At 60.3% G+C, this 15,261-nt stretch carries 17 protein-coding genes; 10 read left to right on the top strand and 7 right to left on the bottom strand.

Going from position 1 to position 15,261, the window contains the following annotated elements; genetic code table 11:
* Positions 1–59: 59 nt before the first annotated feature.
* Positions 60–662, bottom strand: coding sequence for a TlpA family protein disulfide reductase (locus HW556_RS16120; protein WP_176901147.1), 603 nt, complete (start codon positions 660–662; stop codon positions 60–62).
* 216 nt (positions 663–878) lie between these two features.
* Here HW556_RS16120 and HW556_RS16125 point away from each other — a divergent pair, with 216 nt between their 5' ends.
* The 6 genes from HW556_RS16125 to HW556_RS16150 all read left to right on the top strand — a co-directional run bounded on the left by HW556_RS16125 (position 879) and on the right by HW556_RS16150 (position 4,951).
* Positions 879–1,196, top strand: coding sequence for an ArsR/SmtB family transcription factor (locus tag HW556_RS16125; RefSeq protein ID WP_246289691.1), 318 nt, complete (start codon positions 879–881; stop codon positions 1,194–1,196).
* Positions 1,197–1,289: 93 nt separating this feature from the next.
* On the top strand, positions 1,290–2,102 hold the full coding sequence (locus HW556_RS16130; RefSeq protein WP_176901148.1) for a sulfite exporter TauE/SafE family protein: 813 nt from the start codon (positions 1,290–1,292) through the stop codon (positions 2,100–2,102).
* A gap of 73 nt (positions 2,103–2,175) precedes the next feature.
* Positions 2,176–3,531, top strand: coding sequence for an MBL fold metallo-hydrolase (locus HW556_RS16135; RefSeq protein ID WP_176901149.1), 1,356 nt, complete (start codon positions 2,176–2,178; stop codon positions 3,529–3,531).
* Between the two features lie 68 nt (positions 3,532–3,599).
* A complete protein-coding gene (locus HW556_RS16140) occupies positions 3,600–3,938 on the top strand; it encodes a rhodanese-like domain-containing protein (RefSeq protein ID WP_176901150.1) in 339 nt (112 codons plus the stop codon).
* A 39-nt stretch (positions 3,939–3,977) separates the two neighbouring features.
* On the top strand, positions 3,978–4,538 hold the full coding sequence (locus HW556_RS16145) for a YeeE/YedE family protein (protein ID WP_176901151.1): 561 nt from the start codon (positions 3,978–3,980) through the stop codon (positions 4,536–4,538).
* A 2-nt stretch (positions 4,539–4,540) separates the two neighbouring features.
* Positions 4,541–4,951 (top strand): DUF6691 family protein, encoded by a 411-nt coding sequence (locus HW556_RS16150; RefSeq protein WP_176901152.1) that lies wholly within the window; start codon positions 4,541–4,543, stop codon positions 4,949–4,951.
* Between the two features lie 93 nt (positions 4,952–5,044).
* Here the strand turns inward: HW556_RS16150 and HW556_RS16155 are convergent, their stop codons facing one another.
* Entirely contained in the window at positions 5,045–5,653 is a 609-nt protein-coding gene (locus HW556_RS16155) for an acyl carrier protein phosphodiesterase (RefSeq protein ID WP_176901153.1), read from the bottom strand.
* 147 nt (positions 5,654–5,800) lie between these two features.
* On the opposite strand from HW556_RS16155, the gene HW556_RS16160 reads away from it, so the two are divergent.
* Positions 5,801–6,316: a pyridoxamine 5'-phosphate oxidase family protein gene (locus HW556_RS16160; protein ID WP_176901154.1), complete on the top strand. Its 516-nt coding sequence runs from the start codon at positions 5,801–5,803 to the stop codon at positions 6,314–6,316.
* Between the two features lie 109 nt (positions 6,317–6,425).
* Positions 6,426–7,130 carry a spheroidene monooxygenase gene (locus tag HW556_RS16165; protein WP_246289692.1) on the top strand — a complete coding sequence of 235 codons (705 nt, stop codon included), beginning with the start codon at positions 6,426–6,428 and terminating at the stop codon, positions 7,128–7,130.
* Between the two features lie 13 nt (positions 7,131–7,143).
* Here the strand turns inward: HW556_RS16165 and HW556_RS16170 are convergent, their stop codons facing one another.
* The gene (locus HW556_RS16170) at positions 7,144–7,884 is read right to left on the bottom strand and encodes a hypothetical protein (protein WP_176901155.1); all 741 of its coding nucleotides are present in this window, start codon (positions 7,882–7,884) and stop codon (positions 7,144–7,146) included.
* A gap of 364 nt (positions 7,885–8,248) precedes the next feature.
* On the opposite strand from HW556_RS16170, the gene leuS reads away from it, so the two are divergent.
* Positions 8,249–11,092: a leucine--tRNA ligase gene (leuS, locus tag HW556_RS16175; RefSeq protein ID WP_176901163.1), complete on the top strand. Its 2,844-nt coding sequence runs from the start codon at positions 8,249–8,251 to the stop codon at positions 11,090–11,092.
* A 154-nt stretch (positions 11,093–11,246) separates the two neighbouring features.
* Here leuS and HW556_RS16180 read toward each other — a convergent pair whose 3' ends face one another.
* The 4 genes from HW556_RS16180 to HW556_RS16195 form a co-directional block, all read right to left on the bottom strand.
* Positions 11,247–12,017, bottom strand: a complete 771-nt coding sequence (locus HW556_RS16180) for an HNH endonuclease (RefSeq protein WP_176901156.1) — start codon at positions 12,015–12,017, stop codon at positions 11,247–11,249.
* A gap of 51 nt (positions 12,018–12,068) precedes the next feature.
* Positions 12,069–12,437: an MmcQ/YjbR family DNA-binding protein gene (locus tag HW556_RS16185; RefSeq protein WP_176901157.1), complete on the bottom strand. Its 369-nt coding sequence runs from the start codon at positions 12,435–12,437 to the stop codon at positions 12,069–12,071.
* Between the two features lie 100 nt (positions 12,438–12,537).
* Positions 12,538–12,711 carry a DUF6728 family protein gene (locus HW556_RS16190; protein ID WP_176901158.1) on the bottom strand — a complete coding sequence of 58 codons (174 nt, stop codon included), beginning with the start codon at positions 12,709–12,711 and terminating at the stop codon, positions 12,538–12,540.
* 77 nt (positions 12,712–12,788) lie between these two features.
* Positions 12,789–14,558, bottom strand: coding sequence for an AMP-dependent synthetase/ligase (locus HW556_RS16195; RefSeq protein WP_176901159.1), 1,770 nt, complete (start codon positions 14,556–14,558; stop codon positions 12,789–12,791).
* Positions 14,559–14,698: 140 nt separating this feature from the next.
* Here HW556_RS16195 and HW556_RS16200 point away from each other — a divergent pair, with 140 nt between their 5' ends.
* Positions 14,699–15,160, top strand: a complete 462-nt coding sequence (locus tag HW556_RS16200; protein WP_176901160.1) for a nuclear transport factor 2 family protein — start codon at positions 14,699–14,701, stop codon at positions 15,158–15,160.
* Positions 15,161–15,261 lie beyond the last annotated feature (101 nt).

Below are 15,261 nucleotides of genomic sequence, written 5' to 3' on the forward strand. Positions count from 1 at the left end.
AACGGAAAGCGCCAGCCATTACGGCCGGCGCCTTCGGTAGGAATCTAAATGAAGCGAGTCTAATGAGCCAGCTGCTCCAGGGCGGCCTTAAACTCAGGCGTGTCGTAGTCGGCCATGCCCTCGTGGCGGGCAGCTACCTCGCCGTTGGGCCCCAGGATTACCGTGGAGGGGATGGAGTTGGAGTCGAACGGTGGGGCTAGCGGGCCCGTGGGAAAATACACCGGGAACGTGTAGCCCTGTCGCTTAAGCATGGCCCGGGCCTTGGCCGGATTCTTATCCAGCGAAATCATTACAAAGGCCACCTTTTCAGGATCCAGTTTTTCGTGGAGCGCCTGAATGCCCGGCATCTCGGCCACGCAGGGCGGGCACCAGCTGGCCCACATGTTCACGAATACGGCTTTGCCCTTCAGATCACTCAGATTCACCGGTTTGCCGTCGAGAGCTGTCAGGTGAAGTTGGTGGGGGTAAGTGGCTACGCTTGTTGGCACAACCAGCGTATTGGCAGCGGGAGCCGCGCCAACCGTTGGCGCATCGGCATTCCACAGGCCCGTAGCCAGCAGGCCGCGCTGCAACCCCGCCAGTACTGTTGTGCGCAGAGGCGTGAACATGACAAGGGCAAAAACGGCCAGGGGCAGCCATTGCAACAGATTTTTACGATTCATATTCAGCCAGCAGATTCAAGCAGCGAAAAGATGCGAAAATATTCATGTATCAGCTACCGCCGGGGTTTAGCCGTGCGACTTACCTGGGACGGCCCGCATTGCCCCTGCTACCGGAGATTTTTCGGGCAGGCCGGCACAAAAACAAGCGCTGGCAGGGAACGAAAAGAGAGCGGGCTTTTGCATAAATGAACAAATGAACATACATTTGTCTATACTATGAATCTGACCCCCACTTCCGCTGAGTTAAACATGTCCGTTGAGAAGATGGAAAAGGTGGCCTTTATCCTCAAAACCACGGCCCACCCTACCCGCATTGCCATTGTGCAGCTGCTGGCCCAGCAGGAAGGCCTGTCGGTGACGGACATCAGCGAGAAGCTGCACGTAGAGCAGAGCCTGCTTTCCCACCACCTGACAGGCATGAAGCTCAAGGGCATCCTGAGCAGCACCCGCGAGGGCAAAAGCATCTTCTACTCGCTGAAAATGCGCGAGGTGGTCGATGTAATTCAGTGTCTGGCCAGCTGCACTTTCCTGTAGGAAAAGCGCGGTTTTTTTCGGCCTTATACATGAACACCTCTTCATAATTACATACGTTCACGCGTACTCTGGCACAGCTCCCCTCTTTTAATCATGCTACACCTTCTCGGCTACTTTGCCGCCATCTTTATTGGTCTGTCGCTGGGCATTATGGGCGGGGGCGGCTCCATTCTTACGGTGCCGGTGCTGGTGTATCTGATGGGTGTGAGCCCGGTGCTGAGCACGGCCTACTCGCTGTTTGTGGTAGGCGCTACCTCGGTGGTTGGAGCGGCCGGCTACTTTCGCAAGGGGCTGGTATCAGTGCCTACGGCCCTGGTATTTCTGGCTACTTCGCTGGTGGCCGTATTCGCGACGCGCAAGCTGCTTATGCCCGCAATTCCGGCCGAGCTGTTTACGGTGGGGAGCCTGGTTATCACCAAGGATTTACTGGTGCTTGTGGCCTTTGCCGTGCTGATGGTGGTAGCCGCCACGTCCATGATCCGCAGCCGGCAGGCCGAGGAAATCCTCCACGACGATGAGCAGCACAAGCACCGCATCAACTACCCGCTGATTCTGACGGTGGGAGCCGTGGTGGGCCTGCTGACCGGGTTTGTGGGGGCCGGCGGGGGCTTTCTGATCATTCCGGCCCTGGTGCTGTTTGCCCGGCTGCCCATGAAGCTGGCCGTGGGCACCTCGCTGCTCATTATTGCCACCAACTCGCTGATTGGTTTTACCGGCGACCTGAGCGCGGGCACGCCCATCGACTGGCCGTTTCTGGGTGGTTTCCTGGCCTTTGCCCTAGGCGGCATCGTGCTGGGCACCTATTTGGCCCGCTTCATTTCGGGCGCTCGGCTCAAGCCGGCTTTCGGCTGGTTTACCCTGTTTATGGGCGCCTTTATCCTGCTGCGCGAGCTGGTATTTCGGTAACCAACCCACCGGAACCTGCATCGGAGTATGCGGCCGGGACACCCGTTTCTCTCTTTCTTTTCCGTTTTCACCCATGCAAATCGAACAGTTTGAAGACAAGGGCCTCGCCCATTTCTCCTATGCTATTCTGAGTGAGTGCGCCCGCGAAATTGTGCTGGTTGACCCCGCCCGCGACCCGCAGCCATACTACGATTTCGCCAGCCAGCACGACGCCAAAATCGTGTGCGTGCTCGAGACTCATCCGCACGCCGACTTCGTTAGCTCCCACCTGGAAATTGCGCAGAAAACCGGCGCCGTTATCCGCGTCAGCAAGCTGCTGGGGGCCGAGTACAACCATGAGGCCTTCGATGAGGGCCAGTCGTTCACAATGGGCAAGCTCAGGTTCCGGGCCCTGAACACGCCGGGCCACTCGCCCGACTCGGTGAGCACCGTGCTCAGCCGCGAAGGCCGGGACGTAGCCGTATTCACGGGCGACACGCTGCTCATCGGCGACGTGGGCCGCCCCGACCTACGCGAGAAAGCCGGCCACCAGACGGCCAAGCGCGAGGAGCTGGCCCGGCAGATGTACCACAGCACCCGCGAAAAGCTCATGAAGCTGGCCGATGACGTGCTGGTGTATCCGGCCCACGGCGCGGGCAGTTTGTGCAGCAAGGCCGGCAGCGGCGCCAGCAGCAGCACCATTGGTCTCGAAAAGGCCGAAAACTACGCCCTGCGCCCGCAGTCGGAGGAAGACTTCGTAAAGGAGCTGCTGGCCGACCAGCCGTTCATTCCCAGGTACTTCGGCTACGATGTGGACCTGAACAAGGCCGGCGCCCCCGACTTTGCCCCAAGCATCGCCAAAGTGCCCCGCCTGGCCGCCGGTACTACCCCAAAGCCCGGCGTGCCGGTAGTAGACACGCGTCCCGAGGCCGAGTTCAAAAAGGGCCACCTGGCCGGAGCCATCAACATTCAGCAGGGCGGCAAGTTCGAAACCTGGCTGGGCTCCATCATCGGCCCCGAGGAAAACTTCTACCTGCTGGCCGCCGACGAGGCGACGCTCGAAGACCTGATCCGCAAAACGGCCAAAATCGGCTACGAGCCGCTGATTAAGGGTGCACTGGTAGGTACGCCTTCCACCAAGGAAACCCTGCCCCAGCTGGATGTGGAACGATTCCGCCAGCATCCGGAGCACTACACCGTTGTCGATATCCGCAACGCTTCGGAAGCCAAAGCCGAGCCGCTGTTCGATAACGCCCTCAACATTCCGCTGCCCGAGCTGCGCGAGCGGGCCGCCGAAATTCCGGCCGGCAAGCCTGTGGTGGCGCATTGCGCCGGCGGTTACCGCTCGGCCGTAGGCAGCAGCATTGTGGCCCCGGCCCTGCCCGGCACCACCGTGTTCGATTTAGGCGAAGCCGTGAAGTCGTTTCAGCCTGCGGCGGCCCGGCACTAAGTAACGCTCATGGGTCGCTCCGCTGCTTTTGAGGTTTTATTCCGCACTATTTTTTCTCTCTTTTCATCATGTTTGATTTCCTGAAACCTGCCGCCCCTGCTTACCAGAACCTGACGCCCGCCGAATTTTCGGCAGCCCTGCGCCAGCCCGGTGCGGTGCTGCTGGATGTGCGCCGCCCCGACGAGTTTGCCGGCGGCCACCTGCCCGGGGCCGTGAACATCGACGTTACCTCACCCGACTTCGGTTCGCGCATAGCCGCCCTCGACAACACCCAACCCACGCTGGTGTACTGCCGCAGCGGGGCCCGCTCGGCCACGGCTGCCAGCCAGCTCAGCAAGGCCGGCTTCGGGCACGTAGCCAACCTGCTGGGGGGCGTGATGGACTGGCCCGAAAAGCTAGTGCGCTAGTTTCGTTTTCTGCTGATTTTTCTGCTCACTTCTCTTTTCATGCTTGAATTACTTCGCCAGCCCTGGCCCTGGTACGTAGCCGGCCCCCTTATCGGTCTCACGGTACCGGCGCTGCTGCTCATCGGAAACAAAGCACTGGGTATCAGCTCCTCGCTGCGCCACATGTGCGCGGCCTGTGTGCCGGCCGGCATCCCCTTCCTCACCTACAACTGGCGGGCCGAAATCTGGAACCTGTTTTTCGTGCTCGGCATTGGCATCGGCGGCTTTGTTGGCTACCAGTTGATGGGCCACCCCGACACCGTTGCCATTTCGGCCGAAACTGTGCGCGACCTGAAGACGCAAATGGGGCTGACTGACTTTTCGGGCCTGCTGCCCAAAGAGTTGTTTGCCCTGGAAAACCTGGCCAACTGGAAGGGCTGGGTATTCATGGTGCTGGGCGGCTTTCTGGTGGGCTTCGGTACGCGCTACGCCGGCGGCTGCACCTCGGGCCACGCCATTTCGGGCCTTTCCAACCTGCAGTGGGTGTCGCTGGTAGCCGTTATCGGCTTCTTTGCCGGTGGACTGCTGCTAACCTGGGTGCTTTACCCCTTGCTTTTTTAACGATGAAAAATATCAAATACCTGGTGCTGGGCGTGCTGTTCGGCATTATCCTCACCAAAAGCGAAGTCATCAGCTGGTTCCGGATTCAGGAAATGTTCCGCTTCCAAGCATTCCACATGTACGGCGTTATCGGTTCGGCCATTGTGGTGGGCATCATTTCCATCCAACTCATCAAGCGCAACCACCTCAAAACCATCAACGGCGAAGAAATTAAGCTGGCCGACAAGCAATACAACCACGGCACCTGGATTGGCGGCTTCATCTTCGGGCTGGGCTGGGCCCTTACCGGCGCCTGCCCCGGTCCGCTGTTTGCCCAGCTGGGCAGCGGTGTAGCCGCCGCCGCCGTCATGATTCTGGCAGCCCTGGCCGGCACCTGGACCTACAGCGCCCTGCGCGAAAAGCTGCCGATGTAGTGCGCAACACAGGCCGCAGGGCAATGATATTCTACGATCATCTTTTAAAAGCAGGCCCGTTAACAGCGAATACCCCTCACTACCCCACCCCTGCTAAAACGCAGTATTCCCCTCTACTCCCGCCCTCAGCTCCGGCCAGAATTCCACAAAATCGGCCTCGTACGCGGGCAACTCGGCTAGAAAAGCCGCCGCCCCGGTGGCCATAATGGCGCCGGCCGGTACGCGGCGACTGAGGCCCTGCAACGCCTGCGCTAAGCCGGCGGGGTGGGCGTAGCCAGTCAGCCAGTCGCCGTGGCGCATGTGGTGCAGCAAAGGCTGGAGGCGCTCGGGTATTTCGTGGCGGCGCGCGTGCAGCAGCGCGTACTGGCGCTGGGCGAAATCGGGGAGCGGCTCAGTGGGGTGGTGGCGGGCAAAGTCGCGGGCCAGCAGGTGGTCGTAGCCCATATCGGCCACTACTCCGGCCCACTTGCCCAGGCCGGCTTCGCGCAGGCGGGCCGTAGTGCGGCGCACTACGGGGTGGGTATCAGTAAACGAGTCGATGAAGCGGTGCAGGCGGATGCCGCGTTGCACGGCCTCGGGGTAGGCCAGCAGCCCGGCCCGGCCCCGCACGGCTTCGGCCGCAAAGTTGCCCACTACTATGTCATCGTACTGCGGGGTGGTAGTGGGCGAGCCGGAAAGCAGCAGGTGGGCCAGAAAATTCATGGAGTGCAGGTAAGGTTGGTATAATACGGGCAATGCGGCTTGCAGAGCCAACCCCAACCGTAGGCGGGCCGTATTTACTTGCGCACCTCCGGCCCTGGCCGGGGTGCTTTGCTCCTATCATTTAATCCAACCCAAACCCGCATTATCATGGCTAACAAAACGCCCGTAACGAACGACATCAAGACCCTGCTCGAAAAAATCAAGGATATCAATATCTGCATGATGACGACCACCTCCGATGAGGACAAGTCGTTGCGTAGCCGCCCAATGGCTACCCAGAAGCCCGAGGCCGACAACTCCCTGCTCTTCTTGACCGACAAGGACTCGGCCAAGGTATACGAGGTAAAAAAGGACAGCCATGTGGGCCTGAGCTACGGCAACCCCGACGACAACGTGTACGTGTCGGTTTCGGGCCGCTGCAATGCCTACCGCGACCAGGCCAAAATCAATGAGCTGTGGAGCGAGGACATGAAGGCCTGGTTCCCCGATGGCAAGGAAGACCCCAACATCATGATTCTGAAGGTAGAGATTGAGAAGGGCGAGTACTGGGATTCGCCCAGTGGCCTGCTCAGCCGCGCCTACGCCTACGTACGGGCCGTAGCCACGGGTGAGAAAAGCGACTCCGACGACGTGAACGAACACGCCAAAGTGAATGTCAAGTAGCCTATATTTGGCTGATTGCAAAAGGGCCGGAAGCAATTCCGGCCCTTTTTTGTTGTCCGATTAGCCTTTCCCGCAAAGGACGCGGAGCCGTTCTACAAGCTTTTCAACCTTGCTCACCACTCTTTCCATCATCACGCTCCTCCCCGACCAGCGGCGCTGGGGGTTTGCCCAGATGGGCACGGCCCAGCAGCCCTTGCGGCGGGTAGCGGGCCTACGGTTTGCCAAACTGCTGGGCAGCGGCGCTACCAATGGCTTCGGAGCCCTGCCCAACCTGCACCGCTACGGCTTTATGGCTGTCTGGGAATCAGAAGCCGCGGCCGAGGAGTTCTTCGGCCGCCACCCGCTCTGGCAGCAGTTCCGCCAGCGCACCACCGACATCTGGACGGCCCGGCTGGCCCCCATTAAGTCGCACGGGCTCTGGGATGGAGTGAACCCATTTGACTACGCCACCGAAACGGCCGATGCCGACGCGCCAGTGCTGGTGCTCACGCGGGCTTCCATCCGGCTGCTGAAAACGCCCCGCTTCTGGCGCTACGTGGCCCCGGTAAGCGCCACCATTGCCGATGCGCCGGGCGTGCGGGCCGCCATCGGGCTGGGCGAGCTGCCCATCGTGCGTCAAGCCACCGTCAGCCTCTGGGACTCGGCCCGCGCCATGCAGGACTACGCCTACCGCAGCGAGAAACACAAGGAAGTTATCCGCCTCACGCGGCAGGAGGACTGGTATTCGGAAGAAATGTTCGCCCGGTTTCGGGTGCTGAGCACCGAGGGTGTGTGGGACGGTAGTGGTCCGGGAGGCGTTCAAGAGGCACCTTGAGAAGAGCGCGCAGTTATGTAATTGGCTCAGTATGCAACATAATCAACTCCCCCTTTGATATTCGACCAATCATAGTTCTTGCAAATGCGCTAGTAAAACTCACTGCCTCTAGCTTTTCAAAACCATCAAAATAGGATGATGGGCTTCCTGTTTCAAGCATTAGCAGCCATACATCATCGCAACCAGTCATATAGCCCCCAATATTCCGGCTCTTCCGGTGAATGATTTTCTGCACTACTTGTGCAGGAACATTAGGCACCCAAAAGGATGTTATTGGGGACCAACAAGATTGGGTCAGCCGATCCAAATAGAAGATACCAATGCTTTGAATATGGGGGTGTCCTGACTGATCCACTCGTAGATCGAATTGCAGCTGATTTTGTGGAATACCTTTGGCAGCTAACACACTTTGTTCAATCGTTTTCGCTAAAAAATCTGCAACGTGTCGGCGGTTCAGTTTCAACCAGTCAGCTGTTTCGACAAAATCCACAGTGATTTGTAGTGGCAACTGGTGCCGTGCTTCAAATATCTTCTGTGCTTCGTCTAATATTGCTTCCTGTGTTGCCTCTCGTTGCCTGACCTGCTCGTCAGGAATTAACAAGGTTATTTCAATCCCTATTGACTTTTCACCTAACTGAACTATTACATCAGGCAAAGGGGGAGCTGGCTGTATCAGTCTGTAAGGCTTTCCTTCTAGCAACTGTGGGAGGAATCTTTCTAGAAGATAGAGCTCACGGCTTTGTTTATCGGGCATAATAGCTGAAAGTGTAGCGTATTATCATTACAAGACAATTATGTTCGCATCTGAGGCCTCAATGAGGCATCCTTAATTGGCTATATGATCATAGGCACTCGATTGCTTATCATTATTGAATTGGGGCAACGGCGGGTACAGTTGCTGGTTGTTGCCCCAATATAACTAGCCAATGCCACGGCATGGACCTACTGTCAATCTAAAGGTATCAGACTAAGCAGAGGGCACACCGCAGAATGGTGGGAGTAACAATATAGAAGCGCGATGCTTCACTTCTCTATGACCTTCTGGGCAGCCTCGCGGCGGAATTAGCCATTTCCAGCAATTGCCCGTAATTTCGCTGCTTCACACGCAGCAGAATCCCATGCCCGGCTACCATCCCCAGGATATTGAGAAGAAATGGCAAGACTTCTGGAAAGACAACCAGACATTCAAAGCCGATAACGCCGCCGACAAGCCCAAATATTACGCCCTCGACATGTTCCCCTACCCCTCGGGGGCGGGGCTGCACGTAGGCCATCCACTGGGCTACATTGCCTCCGATATCGTGGCCCGCTACAAGCGGCTGCGCGGCTTCAACGTGCTGCATCCCATGGGCTTCGACTCATTCGGCCTGCCCGCCGAGCAGTACGCCATCCAGACCGGCCAGCACCCTGCTATTACCACCGAGCAGAACATCAGCACCTACATCCGCCAGCTCTCGGCCCTGGGGTTCAGCTACGACTGGAGCCGCGAAATCCGCACCTCCGACCCCGCTTACTATAAGTGGACGCAGTGGATTTTCCTCAAGCTGTTTAACAGCTGGTACAACCTGGAAACCGACCGCGCCGAGCCGCTCAAAACGCTGCTCGATAAGTTCGCCGGCAACGGTAGCGCCAATATCCGGGCGGCCGGCGACGAGGCCGAGCGCCACGAGTTTACAGCCGGGCAGTGGCAGAGCTTTACCGAAAAGCAGCGTCTACAGGCCGTACACCCCTATCGGCTGGCCTATCAGCAGGATACCTACGTAAACTGGTGCCCCGGTTTGGGCACGGTGCTCAGCAATGATGAGGTAAAAGATGGCCTCTCGGAGCGCGGCGGCTTCCCCGTCGAGCGCCGCCTGATGCCCCAGTGGAACCTGCGCATCACCGCCTACGCCGACCGCCTGCTGCGCGGCCTCGACCAACTCGACTGGCCCGACGCGGTGAAGGAAATGCAGCGCAACTGGATTGGCAAGAGCATCGGGGCCAGCGTACGCTTCCCGGTGTACCTGCGCACGTCCGACGGCGACATGAAGCCCCAGCCTGAGGAAATCGAGGTATTCACGACCCGCGTGGACACGATTTTCGGCGCGACTTTCCTGGTACTGGCCCCCGAGCTCGACCTGACGCTGGCCATGGGCGAGCGGGCCGCCGCCCAGGCCGACTACTCGCCCGAGGCCTCGCAAACCCTATCGGAGCTGCAGGCCTACGTGAAGACGGCTACCAACCGCTCGGAGCGCGAGCGGCAGACCGACGTGAAAACCGTGAGCGGCGCGCCGACCGGCTTCTACGTGCAGAACCCGTTCACGCTGGAGTTTGTGCCCGTCTGGACAGCCGACTACGTGCTGGCCGGCTACGGCACCGGCGCGGTGATGGGCGTGCCCAGCGGCGACCAGCGCGACTGGCTGTTTGCCACCCATTTCAACCTGCCCATCCGCCAGATTCTGGACGGCCAGCAAAACCTCGACCAGCAGGCCGACCACACCAAGGAAGGCCGCTACATCAACTCGGGCTTCATCACGGGCCTGACCTACGATGAGGCCACCGAGCAGCTGCGTCTGCGCCTGCGGGCCAACCGCGTGGGCGAGCCGAAAATCACCTACCGCATCCGCGACGCTATTTTCGGCCGCCAGCGCTACTGGGGCGAGCCCATCCCGATTTACTACAAGGATGGCGTAGCCTACGGCGTGGCCGAAGCCGACCTGCCGCTGGTGTTGCCCGAAATCGACGAGTACAAGCCCACCGAAACCGGCGAGCCGCCCCTGGCCCGCGCCCAGGACTGGCTCTACAAAGGAAAGTACCCCTACGAGCTGAGCACCATGCCCGGCTGGGCCGGCTCCTCGTGGTACTATCTGCGCTATATGGACCCGCACAACGCCGAGCGGTTCGTAAGCGAGGAAGCCGAAGCCTACTGGCAGAATGTGGACCTCTATCTAGGAGGAGCCGAGCACGCCACCGGCCACCTGCTCTACTCCCGCTTCTGGCACCTATTCCTGAAGGATTTAGGTCTGGTGACGGCACCGGAGCCTTTCCAGAAACTGATAAATCAGGGGATGATTCTGGGCCGTTCGAACTTCGTGTACCGGGTCAATGGCACCAATACGTTCGTTTCGCTGGGCCAGAAAGACCAGCATCAGACGACCGCGCTACACGTCGATGTCAACATTGTAGAGAACGATACGCTCGACACCGACGCCTTCCGCAACTCGCGGCCGGAGTATGTCAACGCCGAATTCATTCTCGAAGAAAACGGCACCTACGTCTGTGGTACCGAAGTCGAGAAGATGTCGAAGTCGAAGTACAACGTGGTGAACCCTGACACGCTGATTGAGCGCTACGGGGCCGATGCGCTGCGGATGTACGAGATGTTCCTGGGGCCGCTGGAGCAGTTCAAGCCCTGGAACACCAACGGCATGAGCGGCGTGGCGGGCTTCCTGAAGAAACTTTGGCGCCTCTACCACCCGCAGGACGGCGCTTTCGCCGTAACCGACGAACCGGCCGCCCCCGCCGAGCTTAAGGCGTTGCACAAGGCCATCCGCAAGGTGGAGGAAGACATTGAGCGGTTCTCATTCAATACCACCGTCAGCGCCCTGATGATTACGGTGAACGAGCTGACGGCCCTGGACTGCCACAAGCGGGCCATTCTGGAGCCGTTGGTGGTGCTGCTTTCCCCGTATGCGCCGCATCTGGCCGAGGAGTTGTGGGCGGAGCTGGGCCACGCGGCCGGTTCCATCAGCACGGCCCCCTACCCCGAGTTCCGCGAGGAATTCCTGGTCGAGGACGTGGTGAACTACCCAGTAGCCATCAACGGCAAGGTGCGCGAGCAGCTGCAGTTCCCGGCCACCGCCACCGCTGCCGAAATAGAAGCCGCCGTGCGCGCCACCGATGTGCTGGAGCGCTTCGCCGAAGGCAAGCCCGCCAAAAAGGTCATCGTTGTGCCCGGCCGGATGGTGAATATCGTGGTGTAATTGCTTAGGGCTTAGGACCCAGAAAAGAACGGTCATTCTGAGCGGAGCGAAGAATCTCGCATGCCGAAGTAATCCTGTCGCAGGAAATTACTTCGGCACGCGAGATTCTTCGCTCCGCTCAGAATGACCGTTCTTTTTTACTAAGCCCTATAGCCTACCCCAACACCTGCTTTACATCAGGCAGCGCCAACCAGGGGCGGTGGCGCTCCAGCATGCGGTGGCAGTTGGCGCACACCACGGCGTATTCGGAGGCTTTGGGCTGGTAGGATTCGGTGAGGTCGGCAGGCGCAACGGTGTGGTGGAACTCGATGAAGTCGGTGCCGGGGCGGCCGTAGGTCTTCTCGAAATCGAAGCCGCACACCTGGCAGAACAGGTGGCCGTGGGCCTGGATATAGTCGTGGCGGGCGGCTTCGGTGGGCTTGCGGCGCCGGTCGAAGCGGTGGTGCAGGCGGGCAGCGGCTTTACCTTCGGGGAAATCGGGGTGCTCGTTGGCAGCGTTGGAAAACTCGGTTAGGTCGAGCTGCAGCGAGTTGCCGGGCGTAAGCCAGAACCGGCGGGCTTTGGCGTAGGGCGGCTTTGCCTTGGGGTTTGTCAGGCCCAGCGAGCGGGCGTATTCCTGGTACAGGCCATTGAGCTTTTCGCTGGCGAAAGGCAACGCGTGCAGCGCTTGTTCGAGGGCTCGGGTGGTGGCCCGCACCCCGCTGCCGGCCTGGCCAATGTGCTTGGGCGCCGAGTTGTCGCGGAAGCCCACGAACGAGCTAGGATAGAAGCGCATGGCCCCATTCAGCTCGGCTACCACGAAGTAGCTACCGCGCTCCAGCAGCTGCATAGCCAGCTGCCGGGCTTCGGCGTCGTCTCCGTGCAGGTAGCTTTCAAAAGTCCGGATGTTGGCGGCAATGTCGTCGTGGGAGTTGCTGAGGCGCATAAGCTGGGAGTAGTACGGTGCCCCCGCATGTACGCCCGCGCCGCTCCGGGGTTATGCCCGCTCCAGTTCCTGCGCCGTAATTCCCTCGCGCACAGCCCGGGGCAAGGAGGCCCGCACAAGGTTGTACGAGTGGTCAATCAGCTCGCGCAACAGCCCGTCCAAAATTCCTGTGCCGATAAGCACCGTGTTCCAGTGCTTCTTATTCATGTGGTAGCCGGACCGCACGTACTCGTACTGCTCGCGCAATTCCACGGCCCGCTCAGGGTCACATTTCAGGTTGATGCTGGCGAAGGTATTGAGGTCGGTGAGGGCGAAAATCTTACCACCGACCTTGAACACCAGCGTATCGGGGCCAAAAGGGGTTTCTTCGGTAACGCCAGCCTTCAGCAGGCAATAGTCGCGGAACTCTTCGATGTGCATGGGCTGGACGGAAAAGTAAGCCGCCTGTCACGCAGAAAGCATAACAGGCGGCTTCAATATGGCAGGCAGCGGCTTTGGCTGCCGATATGCCGGTTCCGATTTAGCGAATAAACCAGCGGTAGAGCAACACCAGAAAGCCAACCAGGAACATGGCCAGGCTCAGCTTATTGATGAAGTGCATAGTCCGGAGGTTGAAATTGGTGGGCCGGTTAGGATCGTTTTTGCGGAAGAAATACCCGAACACGGGACCGAGGTTGAACAAGTCTTTGCGCATGATATGAAGTAGTTACGGTTTCGAAAGTATAACATCGGGCACCGGAAAAAGATTTGCCGGCCGACTTAAAAACGGCCCTAACCGCGGTAAAGCTGTTCTAGGCGCGCCACGTTGTTCTCGCGGATAATCTTGCGCTTCAGCTTGAGCGTGGGCGTTAGTTCGCCCGATTCTATGCTCCAGAGCACTTCTACCAAGGCTACTTTCTTGATTTGCTCCCACTGGGCGAAGTTGGCGTTGGCCTCCTGCAGCAGCTGGTTGTAGCGCTGTTGCACCCGCTCGTCGGCTACCAGCGCCGCATCCGAAAGGTCGGCGGGCAGGCCCTGGCCGGCGGCCCAGGTGCGCAGCTCGGCAAATGCCGGCACCAGCAGCGCGGCCGTAAACCGCTCGCCCTCGCCCACTACCATCACCTGCTCCACCAGCGGCGACTCCGACAGCTTCGACTCCAGCGGCTGCGGGGCCACGTACTTGCCGTTGGCATTCTTGAACATCTCCTTCTTGCGGTCGGTGATTTTGAGGAACTTGCCCTGCACCAGCTCGCCAATGTCGCCGGTGTGCAGCCAGCCGTCGGCGTCGAGCACCTCGGCCGTGAGGTCGGGCCGGTTGTAGTAGCCCTGCATCACGGAGGGCGAGCGGGTCAGGATTTCGCCATCGGTGGCAATTCTCACCTCTACGTTGGGCAGCACCGGCCCCACGGCCCCAATCAGGTTGTTCTCGGGCTCGGGCCGGCTGGCGGCAATTACGGGCGAGGTTTCCGTCATGCCGTAGCCCTCCATCACCCGGATGCCGGCCGACCAGAACACCCGCGCCAGCCGCGGCTGCAGGGCCGCGCCGCCGCAGATAATAAAGCGCACCTCGCCGCCCAGCGCCGCCCGCCACTTACTGAACACGAGCTTGTTGGCCAGCGCCAGCTGGGCGTTGTACCACCAGCCCTGGTCCTGCTGGGTGTCGTAGCGCAGCCCCAACTCCATGGCCCAGTCGAAGAGCTTGCGCTTGGTGCCCGTCAGCTGCTGGCCGGTAGCCACAATCTTATCGAATATTTTTTCGAGCAGGCGCGGCACGGTGGTGAAGGCGTGGGGCTGCACTTCGCGCAGGTTGTCGGCAATGAGGGCCACGCTTTCGGCGTAGTAGATGCTAAAGCCCAGCTGCAGGTATAGAAAAGTGGCGGTGCGCTCGAAAATATGGCTCAGGGGCAGAAAGCTGAGCGTTTTGGAGCCCGGCGCCAGCGGCAGGTAGCTCAGCAGATTCTCGCAGTTGAACAGGATGTTGCGGTGGCTGAGCATGACACCCTTGGGCCGGCCGGTGGTGCCCGAGGTGTAGATGAGCGTCAGCAGATCATCGGGCTGCACGGCGGCCCGCAGCGGCACCAGCGCGACCGGGTCGGCGGTGGCACCGCGGGCCAGCAGGTCGGCGTACGAGGGGGCGCCGGGCGTAGGGTCGAAGGTGAAGATGTGCTCGGGACCGGTTTCGAGCCCGGCCACGGCCTCCCGCACCTTTTCCAGCAGCGGCGCATCCTGCACCAGCACCACGCGCACGCCGGCATTCTGGAAAATATGGCGGTAGTCGTCGACGGTGATGGTGGGGTACATGGGCACGCTCACGGCCCCGAGCTGGGCAATGGCCATGTCGGCAATTACCCACTCGGGCCGGTTGGCGCAGATGATGGCCACTTTGTCGCCGGCCCCCACGCCCAGCGCCCGCAGGCCCAGGCTGAGCTGGTCGGCGCTTTGCTGCACCTGTTGGGCGCTACGGGGCTGCCAGCGGCCGTCGCGCTTTTCTACCAGGCAGTCGGCCTGCGGCGTGGTTTCGGCCAGGTGGGCCAGCAAATCGAAGGTGCGGGAGAACGTCATAGAGAGCAGGGCGGGATATGCTGCCGAAACCGCGACAGTCAGTCAAAAATAGCCGGCTCCGCGGTGGCAATGGTGACAGGCCCTAATTTTATCAGACTACATTCGCTGCAGAGACACTTATCCGCGCCGTTGCTCCGCCTATGAAACCCCTGCTTCTGTTGCCGCTGCTGCTACTGAGCGCGCCGGCCGCCTTCGCCCAAACCCAGCCAAACACCGAAACGGAGGCCGTGCAGCAAACCGTTCGCCGGTTCTTCGAGGGTATGCGCCGTGGCGACAGCACCGCCGTGCGCGCCACGCTGGCCCCGGGGGCGGTGTTTCATACCCTCACCACCAAAAACGGCCAGACCCAGCTACGCCCTGAAAACCCGTCGGGGTTTGTGAAGGCCGTGGGCACGCCGCATCCGCAGGTGTGGGATGAGCGCATAACGTTCGAAAAAGTGCTCATCGACGCCAACCTGGCCAGCGTCTGGACGCCCTACGAGTTCTACCTGGGCAGCACCTTCAGCCACTGCGGCTACAACTCGTTTCAACTGGTAAAGCTGGCCGACGGCTGGCGCATCGCCCACGTCATCGACACGCGCCGCAAGGAGAAGTGTAAATAGCCCACCTCGCGGAGGTCGGTGTAGGGGCGGGGCTTGTCCCCGCCCGCTGTTGAACGATTCTCGCTGAACGACTACCGTTGTAATGGCGCGAACGGCGGAGG

Source organism: Hymenobacter terrestris (assembly GCF_013377905.1).
Classification (GTDB): Bacteria; Bacteroidota; Bacteroidia; order Cytophagales; family Hymenobacteraceae; genus Hymenobacter; species Hymenobacter terrestris.

Coding starts and splice junctions, on each gene's coding strand:
- leuS (WP_176901163.1), top strand. CDS start 8,249: ATGCCCGGCTACCATCCCCAGGATATTGAGAAGAAATGGCAAGACTTC.
- HW556_RS16185 (WP_176901157.1), bottom strand. CDS start 12,437: ATGCACATCGAAGAGTTCCGCGACTATTGCCTGCTGAAGGCTGGCGTT.
- HW556_RS16160 (WP_176901154.1), top strand. CDS start 5,801: ATGGCTAACAAAACGCCCGTAACGAACGACATCAAGACCCTGCTCGAA.
- HW556_RS16130 (WP_176901148.1), top strand. CDS start 1,290: ATGCTACACCTTCTCGGCTACTTTGCCGCCATCTTTATTGGTCTGTCG.
- HW556_RS16120 (WP_176901147.1), bottom strand. CDS start 662: ATGAATCGTAAAAATCTGTTGCAATGGCTGCCCCTGGCCGTTTTTGCC.
- HW556_RS16190 (WP_176901158.1), bottom strand. CDS start 12,711: ATGCGCAAAGACTTGTTCAACCTCGGTCCCGTGTTCGGGTATTTCTTC.
- HW556_RS16200 (WP_176901160.1), top strand. CDS start 14,699: ATGAAACCCCTGCTTCTGTTGCCGCTGCTGCTACTGAGCGCGCCGGCC.
- HW556_RS16155 (WP_176901153.1), bottom strand. CDS start 5,653: ATGAATTTTCTGGCCCACCTGCTGCTTTCCGGCTCGCCCACTACCACC.
- HW556_RS16125 (WP_246289691.1), top strand. CDS start 879: ATGAATCTGACCCCCACTTCCGCTGAGTTAAACATGTCCGTTGAGAAG.
- HW556_RS16135 (WP_176901149.1), top strand. CDS start 2,176: ATGCAAATCGAACAGTTTGAAGACAAGGGCCTCGCCCATTTCTCCTAT.
- HW556_RS16180 (WP_176901156.1), bottom strand. CDS start 12,017: ATGCGCCTCAGCAACTCCCACGACGACATTGCCGCCAACATCCGGACT.
- HW556_RS16195 (WP_176901159.1), bottom strand. CDS start 14,558: ATGACGTTCTCCCGCACCTTCGATTTGCTGGCCCACCTGGCCGAAACC.
- HW556_RS16145 (WP_176901151.1), top strand. CDS start 3,978: ATGCTTGAATTACTTCGCCAGCCCTGGCCCTGGTACGTAGCCGGCCCC.
- HW556_RS16170 (WP_176901155.1), bottom strand. CDS start 7,884: ATGCCCGATAAACAAAGCCGTGAGCTCTATCTTCTAGAAAGATTCCTC.
- HW556_RS16140 (WP_176901150.1), top strand. CDS start 3,600: ATGTTTGATTTCCTGAAACCTGCCGCCCCTGCTTACCAGAACCTGACG.
- HW556_RS16150 (WP_176901152.1), top strand. CDS start 4,541: ATGAAAAATATCAAATACCTGGTGCTGGGCGTGCTGTTCGGCATTATC.